The organism is Colwellia sp. PAMC 20917 (assembly GCF_001767295.1).
GTDB lineage: Bacteria > Pseudomonadota > Gammaproteobacteria > Enterobacterales > Alteromonadaceae > Colwellia_A.
In genome coordinates this window covers 2650241-2674231 of the sequence record NZ_CP014944.1, presented here as the reverse complement: position 1 = coordinate 2674231, position 23991 = coordinate 2650241, and the positions used below count along the sequence as shown (strand labels likewise).

Here is a 23991-nt window from a genome sequence, read left to right as displayed (position 1 = left end):
GAAGTTAACGACAGTTTACTTAAAGAAGGTATTAAATGGAATTTAACCAGGTAAAATTTATTCAATATTTAAAACAAAATTCATTTAACTTTATTGATCGTTTAAAGTTGTTTACAACACAATTAAGTTGTTGTGACTTATGTGGTGGTCGCTGTCAAAGCCAAGCGCTTATTTGTGATTTTTGCTTGGCTGATTTACCACTTTTTGATTTAAAAAAATTACACGGTGATTTATTAACCTGGCCAGCGATAAATACTATATTACCTAAAAGAATTTTTGATCAGTTAATCTCAGTATCAGCTTACCAATGGCCCATAGACTTATGGGTCAGGCAACTAAAGTATCACGGCCGTTTTGAATTAGTCCCTTTACTGAGTATTTTATTATTTAAACAATGGAAAAACGCCTTACCGTATGAAAATAAAAATTTTCCCAATCAACCCATACTATTGTCCGTACCAATACATTTGAAAAAATGGCAAACGCGAGGTTTTAATCAAGCGCATTTATTGGCAGAAAAATTTGCCCGCCTTGCACAAATACCCTATTGCCCAGATGCATTGCAGCGTATTAGTCACGATAAAAGCCAAGCGGGTCAAACCGGTGTTATCCGCCGTAAAAATTTACGTCATGCCTTTAAACTGTCAAGCGAATATTTAGTCAATAAAAGTGATCAACACTCTCGTTTACCTGAACACGTATTGCTCCTTGATGATGTGGTCACAACAGGCTCTACGTGTAATGAAATTTGTCGTTTATTGAAAGCTAATGGCGTTAAAAAAGTTACCGTATTAAGCCTTTGTTTATCTTTACCTAATAAAAAAATTCAATAACAATTAACTTATACGGTGTTAGCTTTACACAATTTAAATCTTTTCATCTCTCAAAAAATCATTAATGAGTCGTAGAAACGTTAAATGCTTTAGCAAAAAATAAGCTGTTCGCTATTAACTTTGAACTGCCTAACCAATAGCCTCTAAAAGCTAAATTGTCAGTACTGGCAATCACTCGCCCATTACCATAATTATGGGCGACTATAGCTGAAGAATTTGCCACTCGATTGACCATATTTTTATCAGCATAACCGCTCAATAATGGCCGTGCATTATACTTCGCCACTGAGATAAAGGGCTTTGAACTATGTTGCAAAATTAATGTACTGTTGCGAAATAACGGTAAACGGTTATCCGTATAACCATAAGCTAACGGATGCGAGGTATCGAGTGTTGACTCAAAAATCGCGCCAGCAATACGTTTACGTCCAGCAAGTTCTTCTTTGTCTTGGTAGCGGACATTATCCGTATCAAATAGCTGGTTGATTTCATTAGTAGTAACAAAATTCATCGCCAGTAATTCATATTCTGATAAAAATTTAGCTGCTCGTTTCTGCCCAAAAATAACACCGCCACTTTTTATCCATGCCGCTATTTTATCGACACCATCTTGGCCAAGAGAATCGTATTTGCCATCAACCATAATAATATGGCTATAACCACTTAACTCAATTTTTTCTAAACGCTGCTGCTCTACAACCGTCACAGGGATTGACAGGGTATCGTCAAGATAAAATAACATCTCTGCACTCTCGTATTGAGAAACGCCTTTACCACCGAGCATTAAAACCTTTACTGGCGATAATAACTGGAAAGAGCCACTACCTATATCTATACCTTTAACGGTTAATCCCGTCGACAAGCTATTAATAGGTATATCAATTTTTTGACTACTTTGCCTGACAATATCACGCCAATTTAATTGCGTTTGTATGCCCGCAGGAATAATAATACTGCCACGCGCAAAATCTTTATTAACCATTTTTCCATCAATTTTAAATCGTGAAGAAAAAGTTTTTGTGGCAACCTTTGTTTTAATACCTTTATTAAGCAAGTCATTGAGTAATTTTGGGGCTAAAAAATGATGCCACTCAAATGCGTAGGCATACGCCTGTTGCTCAATACCACTGTTATCCGCTATATTTGTTGGCTTCTCCCAAGCATTATCTGCCAGTTTTAATCCCCAAGTACGACCAACCCGATAAAAGTCTATGTCCATTGCCAGTGGCATTGTCCAACCGGAGACATCATAAAAGGTATTGTCTTCGAACTGAGTTTGCTGCGAAAACAACGCTTGAATAACTCGATACTGACGCTGGTCTAATGGCACATAAAAGCTATGCTCTTTAGCATAAACAACACCGGCTAAACGAAAATCGTCAGTCAGCGGATAGGCCTTGATCTGATGTTGTTTTAATTTATCAAGTAAGACGTTGAGGCGATAAGAATCATGTGTTTCATGTAATAAGTAGCCACTAAAGCTCTCTTGATCAGCCAATTTTTCTGACTCTTTATAAAAGTTTTTCTGATAAATCAGTAGCTTGGTCTTATTTTTCCATGCCCCCTCAATGGTAGAGAGTGAAGTTAATACGTGATTTTGAATACCAAACTCAAAGGTTAATAAGCCATTATCACTGTTTTGTTGCATGCCTCGGCTACTTGCTTGTTCGAATAAAATACCGACTCCACCGTTAATGTCTGGGTAAGTAGATCCTTTACCGTAATAAAAGTCATCGAAATTTTCTTGGCTGTAATAAAGGCGATTATCTTTATCAAGTGCCTTCGCATGATAGCTTGCTAAAAGTTGTGTCATTTCTGTATTGGCACTTGGCGTTAATGGGTGAGTTCGCGTTGGGATGCCCGGTTGAAAAAAATAACTGCCATTGGCACTCATCTCATGAAAATCCCCTAATACATGAGGCTGATATTGGTGAAAATACGCTAATCTATGTTGACTTTCTTTTTGTGCAAGTAATAACCAGTCACGGTTAAGATCAAAACCAAAATGGTTGGTACGACCGGTAAGCCAACCTTGGTGATGCTCGATATGATTAGGATCCGCATTAGGTGTGCTGCCACGGTGCATATTCGCCCATTGCACAAATCTATCCATGCCATCGGGGTTTATACTTGGTTCAATAACAATCAGGGTATTTTCTAGCATTTGTTTTATATCAGTATTTTCACTTGCCGCCAAATGATACGCCACGGCCATCGCCGCATTAGCGCCACTAATCTCATCACCGTGTACACTGTAGCCAAGCCAAATGACTAGCGGTGAACTGATGTCATCGGTACTACCCGTGGCTGATCTTTTTGCCAAAATCTCACTCAAATTAGCTAAATTATCTTTAGAAGAAATCGTCAATAACACTTGCTGGCGTAGTTCTTGGGTCTGTCCAATATCAGTTAGTGTGATCCGCTCTGAGCTGCTTGCTAATACTTTGACGTAGTTGAGAAGTTGATCATGACGAATATGTCGCTCGCCAATGCCAAAGCCTAATGAGCTTTCTGGGGTAGGAATAGCTTGATTGTAAGTATGTTCGGTTGGTAAATAGTCGGTAACTTTTGCCGCATAACTCAATGGTGACAAAATAAAAAAACCGACCAGTACGGCTAAAAACAATCGTAGTAACATAAAATATATCCTTGAATTCAATAACAATAAAATACCAAAATCTATCGAAACACACCAGAATAACTGTCTCTTTTTATCATATTGTTATTTCAATTAACTATAATTTCACTAGCGTATAGGTGGATAACAGCGTAAAATATTAATACCTGACTAAATTAGTCAGGTATTAATATTTTCAATCTCTAAGGTCCGTGAGAAACTTTAGAGAAATTTTGGTAACAAGTGTAAGAGAGTAATAACCGTGATGATCAATATTTCCGAAACAGCACAATCGCATTTCGCTAAATTATTAGAACAACAAGCAGAAGGCACAAGTATCCGTGTATTTGTTGTTAACCCAGGTACTGCTAGTGCAGAGTGTGGCGTATCTTACTGCCCAGCTGACGCGATAGAACCTGAAGATATTGAAATGAAATTCGAACACTTCTCTGCTTATATCGACGGTGACAGTAAGCTGTACTTAGAAGATGCTGAAATTGATTTCACTACAGATCAAATGGGTTCACAATTAACCTTAAAAGCGCCAAATGCTAAATTAAGAAAAGTAAATGACGATGCGCCATTATTCGAACGTGTTGACTACTTCTTAAAAGCAGAAGTTAATCCACAGTTAGCTGGCCATGGTGGTGAGTGTACGTTAATGGAAATTACTGACGACGGTTTCGCTATTCTACAATTTGGTGGTGGCTGTAATGGTTGTAGTCAAATTGATGTCACTGTAAAAGATGGTATCGAAAAACAACTTCTCGAAACAATGGCAGGCGAGATAAAAGGTGTTCGTGATATGACTGAACACGAACGTGGTGATCATTCTTACTATTAAGTTATTTGTTCGTTAACCCGACAACTATACTGACTGCTGAGTTATTCATTAATTTAAAATGATAACAATACTTGAAAAATTAGGCCAAGACCCGCAAAGAAGCTTAGTGCTTTTTACTCGCGGACTTGGTCTTTTTGCTATTGGCGCATGCTTAATTTTTATCGGTTACTATTACCATTATTATTGGCAAATCGCCGGCATTGTTTTTTTAGCCCTTGGTCTGTTAACCTCTGCTTGGGGTTACAGTGGGATATTTGCTAATCGTTTACTCAATATTTTTGATCGACGAGCAAATAAAAAAATTAAAGACTAATGGCTTGTTTTTCTATAACGCGATAATAATGCCAAGCTAAGCTTAATCCTCGTACCAGCAAAAACACACTAAATGCAGCCCATAAACCATGATTACCAAACCCTTGTAATAGCCACCACATTGGAAAAAAGCAACCAAAGGTCGCAATTATCATGCTATTTCGCATCACTTTGGCTTTCATTAGACCAACAAAAACACCATCAAATAAATAACACCAACAGCCTAATATAGGTAAGATAATCATCCAATGTACATATTGTTCGGTCGAGAAAACAACCTCTGGAATGTCGGTTAGTAAACTAATCAAGAAATCACCTGCTATGGCAAAGAGTGCACTATAAGTTAGCGCAAAGAGTCCCGTCCAAAATAAAGCGATTTTGACGACAAAATTACGCTGTTTAAGATTCTTTTGCCCTTGTGCTTTACCCACTAACACTTCTGCTGCATTGGCAATGCCGTCTAATCCAAATGAAATTAACAAAACAAAGTTCATTAAAATGGCATTAGTTGCTATAACATCGTCCCCTAACCTAGCCCCTTGAAAAGTAATAAAGACAAAACAAATCTCTAAGCACAGTGTTCGAATAAGAATATCTCGATTAAGTTGAAAGTAATTGATCAACGCTGACTTCTCAAATAACTGATCTCTGATATCAGTAAATTTCCCCATCATTTTTATTAATATACTTTTTAGAGATTGTCGATTACCTGTCTGTTGCGCAAAGATAATATAAGCCAACCCTATAATAACACCCGAATATTCAGCGATTAACGTTGCTGACGCCACCCCTTGTACTTGCCAGTCAAACACTAAAACAAACAATAGATCTAGCGACAAGTTAATTAAGTTAGTGACGATCAATATCCACATTACCGCCTTGGCTTTATGATTGCCCAACAACCATCCTAATATAACAAGATTTGATAACGCAGCAGGTAAACCCCAAATACGGATATCGCAATATTGTTTAGCATAAAATTGTATTTGTTCAGATCCCCCGGCTAACCCCAAGCTCAGATCAAGATAAAATGACTGTAACAAAATCAGTGCACCACCAATTAAGCAAGCCACTAACAAACCCCGTAGCAGAACCAATAAACTTTTTTGTGCGTTTTCTTCACCTAATGCTTGAGCGGTAAGACCTGTAGTCGACATACGTAAAAAGCCGCACAACCAAGTAACAAAGGTAATAATCATTGCCCCGACTGTACTGCCACCTAAATAATAGGCTTGGTCTAAATGTCCTAAAACAGCAGTATCAACTAAGCCTAGAAGAGGTATGGTGATATTTGAAAAGATCATCGGTAAGGCGATGAGGAATAGTTGTTTATGATGATTGATAGTATTAACGTTCAAAAAAGTATTCCATATAAAAATTACCTGAAAATTTACTATAAAAAGAAAGCAAAACGCGCTATTTTTATGACTGACTAAACAAGGGCTTCACTCATGAAATTTTTATTACCTGCACTATTGCTATCTTGCTTTCACTTTTCTAGCTTTGCCGCTGTAATTTTACAATATCACCATGTTAGTGACAAAACACCGGCAAGTACTAGTATTTCACCGGAACAGTTTAAAATTCATATGCAGTATTTATCTGATAACAATTTCAATGTCATCGCGCTCTCAGATTTAATGAATTCTATCAAGAAACAGCAACCTATTACTGACAAAACAGTGGCAATAACATTTGATGATGCTTACCTTGATATTCTACTCAATGGTAAGCCCATTCTCGACAAGTTTAATTATCCTTTTACGATTTTTATCAACCCTGCCATTGTTGAGCGTGGTTCTAGTAACTATCTTACTTGGCAACAACTTAAAACAATGGCTGATCAAGGCGTTATTATAGCTAACCATGGCATGGAACATGATTCTATGGCCCGTATTAGTGAGGGTTTAACCGAACAACAGTGGCTAATAAAACATACTGAACTGTTATTAGAGGCTGAAAGTATTATTAAAGAAAAAACTGGACAAAGTTGGCGCTATTTTGCTTACCCTTATGGTGAGTACACACCGGCAGTACAAGAATGGGTCGCACAAAACGATTTTATTGCTTTTTCACAACAATCAGGAGCCGTAGGCTTAGCGACAGATTTAACAAGCGTGCCACGTTTTCCTGCGTCAAAACCCTATGATCAAATATCTAGTCTGCGTGATAAATTAAAATCTTTACCTTTCAACATGACTTTACGTAATGAAAATGCAAGTACCATTGTCGAGTATAACCAATCAAAATCAGTGACTTTTGATGTTGTTGTTGAAGATTTTCTTCCCGCACAATTGAACTGTTATATTTCGGGTTTAGGTCGACAAAAGATAGAATGGCAAGAAGGAAATAGCTTTACCATTAATTATAGCGCGCCCTTGCCCATTGGCCGTGTTCGCTGTAACTGTACCGCGCCAAGCATTAGTGAGCCAGGACGTTATTATTGGTACTCAAAGCCATGGTTTGTCTTAAAAGAAGGTATGCAGTGGTATCCGCTTTAACAAATATAACGATTTAAAAAACTTGTCAGCCAGTAAAGTTAAGGATGACAAGTTTCCTTTATTCAGCTAATTTTACAATCTTTGCAAAATCACTGACCAGCTTCTCGCCATCAATGGTAGGTAATACACCCAAGGCTTGTCTTGGCTTAAATATAGCCGCGATATCTCCCTGTGGATTAATTAACACTAAAGAAGCACTGTGATCGACCAAGTAACCATTATTGTCGCCTTCAGGCTCGTTAATCGCGTACATCATGCCTAGGTTACGAGCAAACGGAAATAACACACCATGGTCAGCCGTAAGCGCAATAAACTCCTCATTAAAGTAAGCTATATACTGAGCTAATTTTTCTGGCGTATCTCTAATAGGATCAACCGAAACCAATAAAATTTGTGTATCTTTACTGATCGCTTTTAAATCATCATAAACAAAGTTTAGTTCTTGTAATGTAGTCGGGCAAACATCAGGGCAAGAAGTATACCCTAGAAATACCCACGACCATTTATTGGCTAATTGTTCTTTGGTAAAGGCTTGGTTATGATGATCCGTTAATTGAAACGGCTTAACTTCCCGAACCTGCTGATAATATAAAGCATGTTCGGGCTGTGGTAATACTGTCGCTTTTTGAAAGACAAAAAAACCTACTGCACCAGCAACAAGGGCGACAATGACATACAACAACTTGTTCATATTTAATTATTTCCGTTTGTCTTATCCAATAGCCATTTGACAGATTAAATGATCTACTTTTCATCAGTCAAAAATAGATAAATACCCGCTATAAAATTTAGTAAGTCGTTATCCTACTACTAAATATTGTATCGAAGTAGCTTTGTCTTTAACCCTTAACAATGAGCAGATAATTGATCAGCTTGGTATCATAGGTAATAAATAATGGTCAAGCAATAGCATAATAAACAAGCCCATTAAATGTACGATTGAAAATTTAAAGGTGTCCATTGCCGTATTCTCATCGGCATTAAACTTAAGTTTCCAGGCGTAAGCAAAAAACATTAAATTCAATGTTACTGCACCAATTAAATATAACCAATTACTCATTCCCACTAAATAAGGTAACAAGCCAACAACAAAAAGTAACACGGTATAAAGTAAAATTTGGGTTTTTGTAAAATTTACCCCATGGGTTACCGGTAACATGGGAATATTTACTTTTGCATATTCATCTTTACGGTGTATCGCTAATGCCCAAAAATGAGGAGGTGTCCAAGTAAAAATCAATAACACTAATAACAAAGCATTAGGATGTATTTCATTGGTCATTGCTGTCCAACCTAACAATGGTGGAATGGCTCCAGCTAAGCCACCTATCGTGATATTTTGAGGCGTAGCTCGTTTCAAATACATAGTATAAACAAAACTGTACCCTACCAAACCTGCAAAAGTAAGCCATGCCGTTAAGGGATTAACCAAGCTATATAAAATGGCAAAACCACTGACTGCTAAAAACATAGCAAACAAAGTCGCATTTCTCGGCGTTAAACGTCCCGTAGCAACGGGCCGGTTATAAGTTCGCCCCATGATACTGTCAATTCGTTCATCAACAATGTGATTTATCGCGGCGGCGGCTGATGATAAAAATCCAATACCCACCATTGAAGGAATAAGCACTTGCCATGGAATGGTACCCGGAACAGAAAGGCACATACCCACCAAAGCGGTTAACACTAAGAGTGCCACTACACGAGGCTTAGTGATTTCATAATAATCTCGCCAAATAGCGGTTTTAGTCTCTATAACTTCAGGGGTAGTTACTGGCCCGTTGGGGCTTTCTGTTGATACTGATTCGCTCATAAGTATTCCTTATAATTTCCGTCGTAAACTGTAGGTTAACGTGATCAAAGACAACATTAGACATGCTGCTACCACGTTATGACTCACCGCAACTGCTAACGGTAATGAGAACCAGATATTGCTTATACCCAATAATATTTGGCAGCTAAGAATAAACGCTAAGCTAATCGCTGCATTCTTAAAAAATGCAGATTGAGATTTTCGAAATACCATTAACGCTAACCAAAAAAGATAAAGCCCAGTGACAATGGCTCCTAATCGATGAACAACATGAATCGTTACACGTGAAGCATGAGATAAATGACCAAATTCGTAACTGTCTTTTTCTGGTGGGATCAAATCAAATGAATCTTCGAAGGTCAATTGCTCTTGCCAGCCTGACTGGCAAATAGGTAATTCAGTACAAACCAGGGCAGCATAGTTTGACGATGTCCAGCCCCCTAAACCTATTTGTGCGGTTAACAGTACAATACCAATTAAGCCGTATCTACCATATTTCTTAATGGCGAAATCACCACCTGGTACCCTAAAATCAGCCAAGCGTAAGTATAATAAAAATAATAAACTCAAGGTTGTAAAACCACCAAGTAAATGACCCATAACGACAATCGGCATTAGTTTCATGGTTACGGTCCACATGCCCAAGGCCGCTTGAAAAATAACCACCGCGAGTATTAACATCGGCAACCTTAATGGCGTACCTTGATCACGTCGTCGGTAAGACATGAATGCTATCGCTAGAATTAATAAACCCAATGCACCAGCAAAATATCGATGGATCATTTCATTCCATGCTTTATGAACTTCAACTTTTCTTTCTGGAAATGCTTGCTCTGCTTTAATAATTTGTTCTGCGGTTGCTGGTACATCAATTAATCCATAACAACCTGGCCAATCTGGACAGCCTAAACCCGCATGCGTTAAGCGCGTATAAGCACCTAAGCTAACCACGATTAGTGCTAATAGAATACTAATTAAGACTAAGGTACGAACACGATGATTAACACGATTTTTCATCTTAACCCACCCTTGAATACTTAAGTAATTTCTTCATATCTGCTAAAATTTCTTTACCGAACATTGCTTGAGCATCATCATTTGTTGGTGGTTTATGGGATAAAACCACATTACCTAAAGGGTCAACAACTAAAACTTTTGTATCTGATAAAAAGTCATCAACTAGGCTTGGAGTAGGAATAATAACCCAACTGTTTTCAGTTAACCTTTCCGTTTGCTGAGGTGAGAGTGGATTAGGAGAAAGTGCGACGCGCTTTACTCTGGGCATTTCTCTACCCAAGGCTATGTATGAGTTATTAACACTGAGTAACGTTTGTTCACAGTGATCATCACAATGCTGTGGCAAGCTATAAATAATTGACCAAGTTTTTTGTAAAGCGGGTTGACTCAAGCCTAACTTTTCTAAAGTCAGTTCATTCTCAACTAAAGTACCCTTGTTCGTCACACCATAATCAAGCCAATTTTGAGTTAAGGCAAGTTTTGCTAACACGATAGGGAGGATAAAAGCGCCCAGCACCATGACCATACTACGACGAGATTTTTTCTGTGATACATCATTCATACACTTACACCTTATTATTTTTTTTATTAGTGATTTAACGCTTCTTCACTATTTCTACCCAACTTAATTGACGCCCATATCATCAACAATAACCATGCTATCGCTAAACTGAACCATTGAAAGGCATAAGCACGATGTTTTTCAGGTGGCATAACAATTGGTTGCCAATTTTTTTCATAACCCACACTCTCTGTTTTATCTAAGTAGACGACAAAGGGCAAGAGTTGACGTGAAATTAATGTTGAAAATTTATCTAATTCTATCTGCTGAACACGTAATGGCCACTCATCTTTAACCAAGACTTGTTCCATTAACATTATGCCTTGCTCTATTTTACGTACGTGACCTGATAATTGATACTTTCCAATAATAGCCTGTACATCGGGAATTTCTTGACGATTTATAGAACCTACTACCCAACCTAAATTAACTAAGACCGCCTGCTCACCACTATTAAACACTTGATAAACACGATAACCTAATTGTCCTTTATTCGTTTGGTTGTCTAATAAAAAAATAGTATTATTATCAAATTCCCCAAACATAGTGATCGGTAGATCATTAATTTCATTTTTTTCTGAGAGCACTTGAGAAAGTGACAAGGCTTGTGTTTGACTCAATTGTGTAATGGTTGCGATGCGTTGCTCTTTTTGTAAAGCACGATCACTTTGCCATAATCCGAGTTTTACTAATCCGGAAAAAACAAGTAGGGTAAATATCAACCAAGGTAGGCGAATGTTTGATATAAAATTTTTCAAACAATTAATTCCTTAAATATGCTTAAAGCGAACATAACAACATAGGAAATTTTTAAATGGCATTTGCGATAAAAATAATTATTATAGGCTGCTTAGTCTTCATGGTATTTAGCCTGTTTCAAGCACTCTTTGTCTTAAACAAAAATGACCCAAGTAAACCGTCAATGTCAAAATTTATTGGCCGACGCGTGATGATTTCAGCCTTCATTATTATACTTATGCTAGTCGCTATTTTAACTGGCGTTATTACGCCACACCCACGACCATTCTAATCGACTCGCTTAAAAATAAAAAGTAGGTGAAGCTAGCTTCACCTACACTATTTCTTAAACGTTTATATTAGTAATTGTTTATACGATATAAACAAAAACAAACAGTATCACCCAAACCACATCAACAAAATGCCAATACCAGCTTGTCGCTTCAAAAGCAAAAGCATTGGTTGGGGTAAAGTGGCCTTTCAACACTCTTAAAAACACCACAATAAGCATGATGGTACCTAAGGTAACGTGCATGCCATGAAAACCGGTCAGTAAGTAGAAAGTTGAACCATAGATACCACTGGTTAAGTACAATTTCATTTCTTCTGAATAGCCGTGCATGTACTCAACAACTTGCAAGAATAAAAAGACAACACCTAACAATATGGTAAAACCTAACCATATTTTCAGCATTTTACGATTATCTTTTTCTAAGGCTGAGTGTGCTAAATGTGCCGTAATTGAAGAAGTTAATAACAAAATAGTATTAATTAACGGTAGGCCATACCAGCCCATTTGCGTTGTTTCGGTTCCATCTGGTGTGACTAATAACGGCCAACTTGCGACAAACTCAGGCCATAAAACAGCACCGGTCATGGCATTATTATCTGCGCCGCCCAACCAAGGTACCGATAACGTGCGAGCATAAAATAAGGCACCAAAGAATGCTGCAAAAAACATCACTTCAGAAAAGATAAACCAGCTCATCCCTTGACGAAATGAGTTATCCATTTGATGGCTATACTTACCCGCCATCGATTCGTTTATAACATTACTGAACCAACCATAGAGCATGTATATAACTAAACAAACGCCGGCAAGCAATATATAACCACCAATGCCACCTTCGCCACTATTTAACGTAGAAACATAGTTTCCGGCGCCGATAGCAATTAAAAACAATGCCACTGCGCCAACAATTGGCCAATGACTTTGTGATGGTACGTAATAACTTTCATATTCTTTTGTTGTCATTATTATTCCCCTAAACAAATACTGTTACACGTTAAGTGCTCAGTATAAATTGCTACGATTCCACTTTTCCGGTCACGTCATACAAAGTGTAAGACAAAGTTAGCGTTGAAATATCTTCAGGTAATTCTGGGTCAACATAAAACTGTAACGCCATCTCTACCTCTTCATTCGCTTTTAGCGGTTGCTGCGTAAAGCAAAAACATTCAATCTTTTGAAAATACGCTGCCGCTAAACCGGGCGATACTGACGGAACTGCTTGGCCAATAATATCGCGGGTGGATTCATTTTTTGCATAAAATTTAACAAGTTTCATTTCACCGGGATGAACTTTTATTTCACGGACCATAGGTTCAAACTGCCAAGGTATACCTTGAGCGGTTCGACTAATAAACTGCACCGTAACAATTCTTTTTGTGTCAATCTGATCAACATTATAGACAGCGGCGGCAGTGGTTGACGTTTTTCCATTCAAACCAGTAATATCACAAAACACATCATATAAAGGGACAAGTGCAAAACCAAAAGCAAACATACCAAAAACAATCATAACCAGCTTTTTTATCACTTGATTGTTTTTCGTTATAGCAGCGCTATCTTTGTTATTTGAATTTTGCAATTCGTCACCTTTATTCATATTTTATTAACTTAATCAATTTTTGGTGGTGTTGAAAATGTATGGTACGGAGCAGGACTTGCAACAGTCCACTCTAAACCTTCAGCGCCATCCCAAGGTTTAGCCGATGCTTTCTCTCCACCTCTAATACACTTAATAACTACCGCTAAGAATATTAATTGGGAAAGACCAAAGGCAAAACCACCAATACTGACCCATTTGTTGAAATCAGCAAACTGCAGCGCATAATCTGGGATACGACGAGGCATGCCCGCTAATCCTAAAAAGTGCATTGGGAAGAATAGTAAATTAACTGACACCAGTGAACACCAAAAATGCCATTTAGCTAACGACTCGTTATACATATGACCTGTCCATTTTGGCAACCAGAAGTATGCACCAGCATAAATCGAGAATAATGAACCTGTGACCAACACATAATGAAAATGAGCAACAACAAAGTAGGTATCATGGTATTGGAAATCAACAGGTGTTAATGCCAACATCAAACCAGAAAATCCGCCTATAGTAAATAAGATGACAAACGCGATAGAAAATAGCATCGGCGTTTCAAAACTCATTGAACCACGCCACATAGTTGCGACCCAGTTGAACACTTTAACACCCGTAGGCACGGCAATTAACATCGTGCAATACATGAAGAACAGTTCACCAAATAACGGCATACCTGTCGTGAACATGTGATGCGCCCAAACAATAAATGACAACACAGCAATCGATGCCGTTGCATAAACCATTGAGCTGTAGCCAAATAACTTCTTACGAGCAAATGCTGGGATAATCGTCGAAACAATACCAAAAGCAGGTAAGATCATGATGTAAACTTCAGGATGTCCGAAGAACCAGAAAAGATGCTGGAACAATACCGGATCACCACCACCAGCGGCATCAAAGAAACTCGTGCCAAAATAAGTGTCGGTTAACAACATAGTTACCACACCGGCGAGCACGGGCATTACCGCAATCAATAAGTAGGCGGTAATAAAAAATGTCCAAACAAACAATGGCATTTTCATGTAAGTCATACCCGGCGCACGCATATTCATAATAGTAACAACAATATTAATTGCGCCCATTATTGATGAGATACCCATAATATGAACAGCAAAAACAAAAAATGCCGTACTACCATTTGAATAGGTTGTAGAAAGTGGTGCGTAGAATGTCCAACCAAAGTTAGGCGCACCTGACTCCATAAAGAATGTAGACAAAAGAATCCCAAAAGCAAAAGGTAGAATCCAGAAGCTCCAGTTATTCATACGTGGTAAAGCCATATCTGGAGCACCAATCATCATAGGTATCATCCAGTTTGCAAACCCGGTAAAGGCCGGCATAATTGCACCAAACACCATGATCAAACCATGTACGGTAGTTAGCTGATTGAAAAAATCAGGCTCCACTATTTGTAAACCGGGTTGGAATAACTCGGCTCGAATAACCATAGCTAAAGCGCCACCGGTTAATAGCATAATAAAAGAAAACCATAGATATAACGTACCTATATCTTTATGATTTGTCGTGTACAACCAACGTTTGATGCCTTTCATTTTATGGTCATCATGATGATCGTCGTGCGATTCTTGTTCTATAACGTCTGTAGTCATTTTATATCCCCCTACTTCGCACTAGCAGCATCAACGGCTGCAGGTTGTACTAAATCACCGGTGTTATTGCCCCAAGCATTACGCTCATAAGTAACAACAGCCGCTATTTCGGTTTTAGTTAACTGGCTACCAAAAGCAGCCATAGCAGGGTTTTTCTTACTGCCATTAATAACCATATCTATATGCGCAGCAATATCACCCAGTGCAATAGCACTATCTTTTAGTGCTGGAAATGCCGGAGGTAAACCCGCACCAGAAACTTGATGACAAGCAGCACAAGCTTTCATGTAAACTTGCTCACCCATAACCATCAATTCATCTTCGCTGTACACTTTAGTTAGATCTTCTGCTGGAGCTTCTTCGGCAACACTTTCAGTCACTTTTACCGGTGCTTCTGTGTCATTACCTGATCCCTTAGCAGTGCCTTTAACATCAGCGGCTTGTACGGCATCACCGGTATTGTTACCCCAAGCATTACGCTCGTAGGTCACAACTGCAGCAATTTGCTTCATACTTAGCTGCTTACCATAAGCTTGCATACCTGTACCCGCTTTACCATTGAGTACAATATCAATATGCGCGGCAATACTACCCGTAGCAATTGGACTTCCTTTAAGTGCAGGAAATGCGGGAGGTAGACCAGCACCAGAAACTTGATGACAGGCAGCACAGTGGGCAACATAGGTAGTTTCACCCAAGGTCATCAGTTCGTCCATTGATGCAGAAGCGTTAAGAGATGCTTTCTCAGCAGCAGCGGCTTGAGCATTGAGCTGATGTTGTTCATCAAGCCATTTGGCATAGTCAGCTTCAGATTTTACTTCGACAACAATGGGCATAAAACCGTGGTCTTTGCCACAGAGCTCAGCACACTGACCTCTGTATATCCCAGGCTTGTCAACTTTTGTCCATGCTTCATTAATAAATCCTGGGTTAGCATCTTGCTTTACTGCAAAAGCAGGTACCCACCAAGCATGAATAACGTCGTCAGAAGTGATTAAAAATCGTACTTTCTTATTAACTGGAATGACAAGGTGTTTATCAACTTCGAGTAAGTAATTTTCACCTTTGACTTTGTCGCCAGCATCAACATCAAGGTGTTTACCTTCTTGTGTTTCATACTGTGATCTTGGCGTCGATAAAACGGAGTAGAATTCAATATCTTGATCAAAATATTTGTAATGCCATTTCCACTGAGAGGCGGTAACTTGAATGGTAACGTCAGAATCGTCGTTATTTTCCATTTCGATCAGTGTTTTTGTTGCTGGTACAGCCATAGCGATAAGAATGACAATGGGAATTGCTGTCCAGAGAATTTCTACTTTTGTACTTTCATGAAAATCTGCTGATTTAGCCCCTTTGGATTTTCGATGGAAAACCATTGACCAAAACATAGCACCAAAAACGACCACACCAATTGCTACACATATATACATTGCGAGCATATGTAGATCGTAAACATCTCTACTTACTTCTGTTACACCCTTGGTCAGATTTAATTGCATATCTGCCCAAGCTGAACTGGAAAGAACACTCCCCAACAACAGCCAACCTAGGTTACGTCTTTTCACACGACATCTCCTTCACCCTATAAAAGTTTAAAACTTGATACCTAGGACAAAACACATCCTTTAGTACGGATTTTTATTATTTTCTTAGCAATTTTGTTATCAACCAGTTAGCGTCGACAACATCGCCTTATATTTATATTTGTACACATTCCAAACTAGAATTACTTAAAAGTTGATCTGGGTCAATTTAAAAATCGAGCTATTTTAAAATAAAAACTAATAAAAACAATAGAGTATCAACTCTAATACAGGTGAGGCCCTAATAACAAAGGGCTGTAGCCGTAGTATTAAAAATAAACAGCTGTGTATAGATACGCGTATTACAAAAATTGATCTTGGTTGTTTTTTAATCAGAAAAAGATAAAGTTGTTTGAATGGGGTTTAAAATGAAAATTATTCTTAGTAAAGAGAAAGGTTTGCATGAAAAGAATACGAAAGGTTAGAAAAGCAAACTTTAGCCTATTTTATAGGCTAAATTTTGCGGAGCAGTTTGATTTAATTAATACCATTTTTGTTAGATAAATTGACTTAGTTCGTTACCACAAGTTTATTGGATAGGATAGGTTAATTACATCCAGTCTGCCGAGCGAATAACGCCAACAGCCAACCCTTCAATATTAAACTCTTGATCAGACAAATCAACTTTGATAGGAGAGAAGTCATCATTTTCAGCATGTAAGTAAACGATGTTACCTTCTCGTTTATAACGTTTAACCGTAACATTTTCTTCGACACGAGCAACAATTACTTGGCCATTCTGTACATCGGTCGTTTGATGAACCGCTAACAAGTCACCATCAAGTATGCCGATATTTTTCATGCTTTCGCCATTAACTCTCAATAAGTAATCAGCGGCTGGATGGAACAAATTACCATCAACTTTATAATGATCTTCAACATGCTCTGCAGCTAAAATAGGTTCACCTGCAGCAACTCTGCCGATTAAAGGTAAACCGGCTTCTTCCATTAACTTCTCAGTCAAACGAATGCCGCGAGAAGTACCTGGCAACATTTCTATATAGCCTTTTTTAGCCAAAGCTTTTAAATGTTCCTCTGCTGCATTTGCTGATTTAAAGCCAAAAAACTTGGCTATTTCAGCACGCGTTGGTGGCATGCCCGTATCGCTTATATTGTCTTTGATCAGATCAAAAACTTGTTGTTGTCGGTTCGTTAGAGGGCGTAATTCGCTGATTTCATTTAGCATAGGGAGCCTGTAAATTTACACAGTTGTTACTGTGAGTATATACAGGTCGTTAGTAAAGGCAAGTTTTCTAGCCAAATTATTTTTGAAAACTCCCCGATTTTAAGTAATGGATAACTTGTTCGATAACTTTTTCGTTTTTCATCATAAATGGATGGGTCGTTTCCATTTCAATGTGATCATTCATACCATCAAGTTTGGTACTAGCAACCGAAACTTTACCATCATCTTTATCAGGAATAAGTGTTGATAATATCCAATTAATACTTTGATTACCGGCAATAACACCCAAATCAAAATTAGCATTGCCAAGGTTACTAGGGACACTGAATTCGCCGGTACCTAATTGCATACCCGCATCACCATTGATGAAACTAAAACCAGGTGTATTTTTAAGTTTATCAACAACTTCACTGCCTTTGTTTGGTGGACCCAGCATCACGACTTTATGTAAATTAGGTATTTTGTGCATACTTAAATATTGGCGAACTAATATACCGCCCATTGAATGGGTAACAAAGTTAACTTGACGATTTTCACAAATTAATAGCGCTTTAGAAATTACTTTTTCAGCCAACTCTTCTATCGAATAATCTCTAGAAGGGTAGTTGATATTTATCACAAAATAACCTTCTGCTAACAATCGTTTTTCAATAGCTTTCATCGAGTTAGCCGAACGTGCAAGCCCATGCAGTAAAATTACACATTCACCATTAGCTAAAGAATCTACGGGCTCTTCAAAAGAAGCTTGAATTTTATAGCCACGTTCAACCGAAGTATCTAGGCTTTCTTGTTCAATCATATTTTTTAAACGAATTTCTGCATCAGTAATTTTTCTAGCAAATTGTTCCTTAAGGAGTGCTAATTCTGACTTAAGTGCTGTAATTTTTTCATTCATAGCTGCGCTCCATCATTTTTATGTTGAACGTTCATTATTGACGCTTTATTCACTATTGAAAACAAGTGAGATAATATTTTTTAAAGCACGGTTTTAGTATCATTTAAAAAGGGCTAATAACTTTAAACATCTACCATTAGCATTCAGTCATACGTGTATAGGGAGTATAACGTTATGTGCTCTCGGTTTGGCAATAAATATTAATTTCTGCGCAGTGCTTCAAACTGAGATAACTCCCAAGAACACATCGTTATTAACAAACCAACATGTTTTCGTTTGTCTAAAGCTAACAAGGCATCTTCTTAGTTTATCTTTACTACTGGCAACTATTTTCTCGTTTAGCATAGCCGATGTTAGCTAGGTCTCGTCCGCAGAAAGCTCATCGCTACTTTGTTTTTCTGAAGCGAGTTCTCGACTAATTTTTTGAATATGGGTCTCAGAACTTTTTACTGATTTTTCAGTAGTCAGGTTCAGTGTTTTTAAAGTATCAATCATCGCCAAATCGACATTTTTATTACTTTGTAACGCATTCACCAGCGGCGTTAAAAAAGACGCCATATTTTCACTAAATAACGCCAACGTTTCGGCTAACGCTGAATCATCTGGTTTTTCAATATTCACTTGCAGTTTAAGACTGGCAAGCGTTTCATTTAAGGTATCTAACGCTGCAGATTTAGGCTCTAACAAGGCTTCTCCTATTTGATTGAGCCCTTTTTGCAATAACGATATCTGGCTAGCAACAGCCGCAATCGGATTATCACTATCACCCAAGTTTTGATGACGAACAAAATCTGCCTTAATTTGTTGCCAACGCACTTTTTCTTCACTGGTTTGATTGTTGCGCAGCTCGGCTAATTTAAGTAAATTTTCTTCAGCGCCTATGGTGAGTGTTTGCGCTTCACCGCGATAATGATCAACGATAAGCTGCTCAACTTCCTCTTCGGTCATAACCGGTACTACTTTTTCCGCCATCTTATTCATATTTCGATAGCTGCCTTGTAACTTGAACGAAGGTTCAGTGCGGTACTTATCGTCTTGAGCGGCAGAGGCAATGTACTGTTGATTAGCTTTTAATACCGTCGCTTGAATTTTACGAATACGTTGAATAACCGCGACTATTTCATTGACCTCTGCTTGCGAGTAATTATGTTTTAGCTCAGTTGTCGCGATTTGTTGACCATCGGCAATTTTAACTAGGTTATAGAGATCGCCCATATCTCGGGTCGCTAGTGGTGCGATATAGCGATTACTGGTTAAGCTATTTTCAATAAAGCTTAAAGAGAACTCTTCTTCTCGACCACTTAAGGTATCACCTAAGTTATAAATATCGGCTCGGTTAGCCAACATATCAGGAATGCTAAATGCTTCTCCTGATTCGGTATAAGGGTTACCAGCCATGACAACTGCAAATTTTTTGCCGCGCATATCATAGGTTTTACTGTCTCCATTCCAAACACCATCCACTTTTCTTGAGCCATCACACAAGGAAATAAACTTTTGTAAAAACTCAGGATTAGTATGTTGAATATCATCAAGGTACAACATAACATTGTTACCCATTTCAAAGGCTAAGTTAATCTTTTCAACTTCATTTTTAGCTGTTGAGTTATTTGCCTGAGCGGGATCTAGTGACAACTGATCGTGTCCTATCGACGGACAGTTTATTTTAACAAAGGTCATACCTAGCTTACTGGCAACGTATTCAATAAGCGTTGTTTTACCATAACCTGGGGGAGAAATAAGCAGTAATAATCCCATTAAATCAGAACGTTTATTATTACCCGCTGCGCCAATTTGTTTAGCTAAATTAATACCAATAATCGGGAAGTAAACATCATTAATTAATTTATTACGCACAAACGAAGACAGCGCTCTTGGTTTAAACTCTTCTAATCGTAAGCGTTTACGTTGTGCCGCTAATACCTTTTGTTTTTGAATATGGAAGCCTTTGAATGCCGGTTCATGTTCATTTTTAAATTGGCGAAGTCGAGTGATAAATTCTTGATAATTTATCGCAATTTTTCTGTCCGATATTTGCCCATGCTGCCCCAATAAACCATCAACAACACCTTCGGTGTCAGCCAATGAAGTATAGAATTCACATTGCTCTTGCATCAGCATAAAAATTGCGGCTTCAGCAATAATATCTTGATGGATATTCATACTCTGGTGCGAAGAAAAAGCCTGCAACCACGCCCAGTAAAGTTGATATTTTTGCTCTAGTGTCGAACAACCCAATAATGCGCCACTGAGTTGTTTTTCTAAGCTCTTATGCTTTAACTGACTCTCCAGTTGATTAGCTAACTCAACGCTACTTTCTTTAATAACAAATTTCTGTTCGGCTAAAGCTAACTCTTTTAATAGGTAGGTTGCTGACAATAACGTATCACATTTCAGCCAAGGCTGACTTTCAATATAGCTATCTAATAGCGTAGCCAATTCTTTAATAAGCTGATGGCGTAATTGACTATCACCAAAAGTTTCTTCCATGATATAGAGATTATGACTGCGCTGTAATAAATCTTTTCTACTGTTATCAGCTAATTCTGTGGTGAAAAAAAGTAGCGCGAGTCTTCTTTCCAAGACCGGATAAGCTAACAAGCCAATAGATTCTCTTAAAGCAAGTAATTGCTTTAGAATTAATGCCGCATCGGCATCATGCACGCCCTTATCATAACCTTCTTGATAACGTGGCTCAGCCGCTTTTCTAACCACCTCACCTAATTCATTGTTTTTTACCGCCGCTTTTAAACACTCAAGTTGCGCTTGGCCAGCAAATTCAGCCTCAAATAATAGTGTTGCCGCTAAATACTCTCCTCGGTAGACCTTGTCAGATTCAGAGACCAGCGCTTGCTGCCAAAGGTATTCAGTACCAACAAATAATTCAGCGGGTAGCGTTTCAAAGTATTCACTACCACTGATATGCAAGACCATGTCACCATCACGAGGTAATAAGGTCAGTTCTAATTTTTGACGATTCACCGAAAATTGGTGGTCGCCTATTTTAACTAAACTACCGTCAGCAGAGTAAATATCTGTTTTATCTCTCAGTGCTCTTATGCCTTGCTCTTTAGCATTTTTTAATTGAGCGTCAATGTCATCAGCTCTAACATTGTCCTCAAGCTCTCTAAGCTGTGAAATTAGTTGTCTAAGCTTGGCAACCATAGGATCGCCAGCAAAATAGCTGTTTAATTTGTCTTGCTCACTAAACGATTGACTCCGTCTGATCACACCTTCAATAATGCGCTCGGCTGCCGTCATCAAATTCAAACAACGACGCTGCTGTGCATCCATTAGCTGCTGCTTATGTTGTTCAAAGTTATCGTATATCTCATCTCTTTTAGTGATGATTTCATTATAAAATTCATCATAATCACTAAACTGGCTTTCTAAGTCTTCTAACTGAATTAGAATTTGAGAAAGTTGCTCATCACATGCTTGCGGTGAATCACTCGCATTTAAAGCACTGGTGACACTTTGACTTAATAGTTTAAATCGAGCACCAAATTCTGCTCGTGCTTCTTCACTACCGACACTTTTAGCCGCCAAATCAGCATTAGCTTTAACGCGGTTTATTTGACTAAAAACTGCTGAAATATCTTCTAGAATACGTGTTCTTTGTCGGCTATCTTCAATTTTTAGTGACAACATTGTGCGATTAAGTAATTCTAATCCTTGCACAAGCTCTTCAATTTCCGTACGAATCGGCTTTAATGAGCTAACTGATTCACTTTTTTCTATCGCCTTTTCTAATGTGACTATGGTCTTTTGATAAGGCGTTAAAGCATCGTCTTGTTGGAGAAAATCAGCGGTTGCTTGGCTAAGTTCTTTCGTTAACGTATCTAAGTGAGTTTCCATGGCATTAATTGCGTCAACATCGATATAACGTAAGTCTTTATGAGAAATCAATTCACCTTTAAATTGGGCTAACGCCGATAAGCAGTCAACGAATTGTGACGCATGCTCAAAACCCGAAATTTGAACTTGTGTTACTAGCTCGGCTAGCTTTTCTTTTGCTTGAATTAAGGCCCGATCAGAGTTTTCTTTAATGCTGGTGACTTTTTCAAATTCATCTATAACCAATTCAGAGGTGATCGCGATTTGCTTGATAAGATCATGCAGCAAAATCAGCTCTTCATCATTAAGCCAATGATATTTATCAAATATTTGTTTAGACTCTTTCACTAAATCATTAAAATGCTGCGCGCTTGGTGTTTGCACCGAGATCAATTTAGCAACACTGTATAAATCAGAAATACCGCGGACCAGTTCAGGATTACCTATTTTGCCAAAGAAGCTATTATCAACCGGTTGGTTACTAGCAAACTCTTCACTACAAAAAGGCGTTTGCCATATTTGCATGGCATGAACACGTGATGGCTCGGACTCGGCATTAAAAACCACGGCTCTGCCGTTATTGTATAAACTTTGCCCATGACCATAAATAGGGTTTTGCAATGTTCTCGTAATTAAATTATAACCAAACAAAGCGTACTGCCCTTCATTTGGCTCATAAAATATATAGAGAAAGTCTTCACCGTTTGGCGACTTTACCACTCGGTGTAACTGTAAATCTTCGGCATTATCTTCAAAGCTTTTGTGTTCACCATTTTGCAAATAGTATCCACCAGGAAAAATAATACCGTGGTCTTCTGGTAACTGAATACAAGCATGAGCAATAGCATCTTGCCTGATCACTTGCTGAGTTTTAGCATTAAAAATTAAATGGCGAGTGTCAGTTTCACGATACGGCTTTATTTTCAATAAAATAAGCTCACCCACTCTGGCGTAATGGATTTCAGCATCATCTATAGACTGATGTTCATCTTCGACTGGCTCAGAATATATACCTTGACCAGCGGTGGTATTATTCTCAACTTTTAAAGTAATTGAGCCACCAATAGCTTCGACAAACAAGATGTCATATAAATTATAATGTGGGTGTTTACCTTGCTCTTGTTGCTCTCGAGATACTTTATGCCATTCAAAGTCAAAATTTTCTGGCTGCTTTATATCTCTTTCACCACGATTATCGATATAGCTAACTTGGTGATCAGCGTCGATACCCCAACGAAATACTCTAATATCATCAAGGCGTTCACCAATACGAAAGATGGCAAATACTTTACTGCCTTGTCGATAAACATGAGCTAGAAATGTTTTTTTGTAATAGGTATATAACTCATCAAAATCACGGACAAATTCAGCATCGTCAAGAAAGCTATCTTGTACCGGAAGATCAATAATCTCAATGTCATCTTTATCACCTTTTATTTGGTGTAAACTAAAAACATCTGAGACGGTAATATTGCGCTTTAAACCGAGAAAGACGTTATAGCCAAAAAGTAAGGTATCTCCAATGGCGGCAATATCTCTAGCAACACAATTATGCTCAGTTCTAACCCGCACACGAGCATCAACTTTCATCTCGGTGGAGCCAAACGTAACAATGCGCTTGTCATTTAGCTGCTTAATTTGTGTATTAAGATCACTGCCTAAGGCTGACAATCTGCGCTGAATAAGTTCATATGAACCCCCTTCCGCAACAGCCTGATTAGTGACGCTATCCTTATCTGACATATGAGACTCCATGA

19 protein-coding genes are annotated in these 23991 nt (G+C 38.2%); 5 read left to right on the top strand and 14 right to left on the bottom strand.

The features are described 5' to 3' along the window. Positions 1–35 precede the first annotated feature (35 nt). Positions 36–833, top strand: a complete 798-nt coding sequence (locus A3Q34_RS11515; protein WP_070375498.1) for a ComF family protein — start codon at positions 36–38, stop codon at positions 831–833. 61 nt (positions 834–894) lie between these two features. Here the strand turns inward: A3Q34_RS11515 and A3Q34_RS11510 are convergent, their stop codons facing one another. Further along, positions 895–3471 (bottom strand): M14 family zinc carboxypeptidase, encoded by a 2577-nt coding sequence (locus tag A3Q34_RS11510; RefSeq protein WP_070375497.1) that lies wholly within the window; start codon positions 3469–3471, stop codon positions 895–897. Positions 3472–3715: 244 nt separating this feature from the next. Between A3Q34_RS11510 and nfuA the strand changes: the two genes are divergently transcribed. Together nfuA and A3Q34_RS11500 are read left to right on the top strand one after the other, a co-directional pair. Next, entirely contained in the window at positions 3716–4294 is a 579-nt protein-coding gene (gene nfuA, locus A3Q34_RS11505) for a Fe-S biogenesis protein NfuA (protein WP_070375496.1), read from the top strand. A 58-nt stretch (positions 4295–4352) separates the two neighbouring features. After that, complete coding sequence (locus A3Q34_RS11500) at positions 4353–4607, top strand: hypothetical protein (RefSeq protein ID WP_070375495.1); 255 nt, start codon at positions 4353–4355, stop codon at positions 4605–4607. On the opposite strand, the gene A3Q34_RS11495 is transcribed toward A3Q34_RS11500, so the two are convergent. Continuing rightward, on the bottom strand, positions 4597–5964 hold the full coding sequence (locus A3Q34_RS11495) for an MATE family efflux transporter (protein ID WP_070375494.1): 1368 nt from the start codon (positions 5962–5964) through the stop codon (positions 4597–4599). The genes A3Q34_RS11500 and A3Q34_RS11495 overlap by 11 nt on opposite strands. Before the next feature lie 93 nt (positions 5965–6057). On the opposite strand from A3Q34_RS11495, the gene A3Q34_RS11490 reads away from it, so the two are divergent. Further along, complete coding sequence (locus tag A3Q34_RS11490) at positions 6058–7107, top strand: polysaccharide deacetylase family protein (RefSeq protein WP_070375493.1); 1050 nt, start codon at positions 6058–6060, stop codon at positions 7105–7107. Between the two features lie 58 nt (positions 7108–7165). Here the strand turns inward: A3Q34_RS11490 and A3Q34_RS11485 are convergent, their stop codons facing one another. From A3Q34_RS11485 to A3Q34_RS11465, 5 genes are all read right to left on the bottom strand, one after another. Next, the gene (locus A3Q34_RS11485; protein WP_070375492.1) at positions 7166–7798 is read right to left on the bottom strand and encodes an SCO family protein; all 633 of its coding nucleotides are present in this window, start codon (positions 7796–7798) and stop codon (positions 7166–7168) included. 177 nt (positions 7799–7975) lie between these two features. Continuing rightward, positions 7976–8920 (bottom strand): heme o synthase, encoded by a 945-nt coding sequence (cyoE, locus tag A3Q34_RS11480; RefSeq protein ID WP_070375491.1) that lies wholly within the window; start codon positions 8918–8920, stop codon positions 7976–7978. A 9-nt stretch (positions 8921–8929) separates the two neighbouring features. Next, entirely contained in the window at positions 8930–9937 is a 1008-nt protein-coding gene (locus A3Q34_RS11475) for a COX15/CtaA family protein (protein ID WP_070375490.1), read from the bottom strand. Position 9938: 1 nt separating this feature from the next. Then, the gene (locus A3Q34_RS11470) at positions 9939–10499 is read right to left on the bottom strand and encodes a hypothetical protein (RefSeq protein ID WP_070375489.1); all 561 of its coding nucleotides are present in this window, start codon (positions 10497–10499) and stop codon (positions 9939–9941) included. Between the two features lie 26 nt (positions 10500–10525). After that, positions 10526–11257 carry an SURF1 family protein gene (locus A3Q34_RS11465; protein ID WP_197517580.1) on the bottom strand — a complete coding sequence of 244 codons (732 nt, stop codon included), beginning with the start codon at positions 11255–11257 and terminating at the stop codon, positions 10526–10528. A 56-nt stretch (positions 11258–11313) separates the two neighbouring features. On the opposite strand from A3Q34_RS11465, the gene A3Q34_RS11460 reads away from it, so the two are divergent. Then, complete coding sequence (locus tag A3Q34_RS11460) at positions 11314–11529, top strand: DUF2909 domain-containing protein (RefSeq protein ID WP_070375487.1); 216 nt, start codon at positions 11314–11316, stop codon at positions 11527–11529. A 78-nt stretch (positions 11530–11607) separates the two neighbouring features. On the opposite strand, the gene A3Q34_RS11455 is transcribed toward A3Q34_RS11460, so the two are convergent. The 7 genes from A3Q34_RS11455 to A3Q34_RS11425 all read right to left on the bottom strand — a co-directional run bounded on the left by A3Q34_RS11455 (position 11608) and on the right by A3Q34_RS11425 (position 23977). Then, complete coding sequence (locus tag A3Q34_RS11455; RefSeq protein ID WP_070375486.1) at positions 11608–12492, bottom strand: cytochrome c oxidase subunit 3; 885 nt, start codon at positions 12490–12492, stop codon at positions 11608–11610. Positions 12493–12544: 52 nt separating this feature from the next. Further along, positions 12545–13126, bottom strand: a complete 582-nt coding sequence (locus A3Q34_RS11450; protein WP_070375485.1) for a cytochrome c oxidase assembly protein — start codon at positions 13124–13126, stop codon at positions 12545–12547. Positions 13127–13137: 11 nt separating this feature from the next. Then, positions 13138–14730, bottom strand: coding sequence for a cytochrome c oxidase subunit I (ctaD, locus tag A3Q34_RS11445; RefSeq protein WP_070375484.1), 1593 nt, complete (start codon positions 14728–14730; stop codon positions 13138–13140). Positions 14731–14741: 11 nt separating this feature from the next. Continuing rightward, positions 14742–16298, bottom strand: a complete 1557-nt coding sequence (coxB, locus tag A3Q34_RS11440) for a cytochrome c oxidase subunit II (RefSeq protein ID WP_442855234.1) — start codon at positions 16296–16298, stop codon at positions 14742–14744. Positions 16299–16866: 568 nt separating this feature from the next. Continuing rightward, positions 16867–17502, bottom strand: a complete 636-nt coding sequence (gene lexA / locus A3Q34_RS11435) for a transcriptional repressor LexA (protein ID WP_070375483.1) — start codon at positions 17500–17502, stop codon at positions 16867–16869. Between the two features lie 76 nt (positions 17503–17578). Then, complete coding sequence (locus A3Q34_RS11430; protein ID WP_331710906.1) at positions 17579–18397, bottom strand: esterase/lipase family protein; 819 nt, start codon at positions 18395–18397, stop codon at positions 17579–17581. A 357-nt stretch (positions 18398–18754) separates the two neighbouring features. Then, the gene (locus tag A3Q34_RS11425; RefSeq protein ID WP_083277984.1) at positions 18755–23977 is read right to left on the bottom strand and encodes a DNA repair ATPase; all 5223 of its coding nucleotides are present in this window, start codon (positions 23975–23977) and stop codon (positions 18755–18757) included. Between the last annotated feature and the right edge of the window lie 14 nt (positions 23978–23991).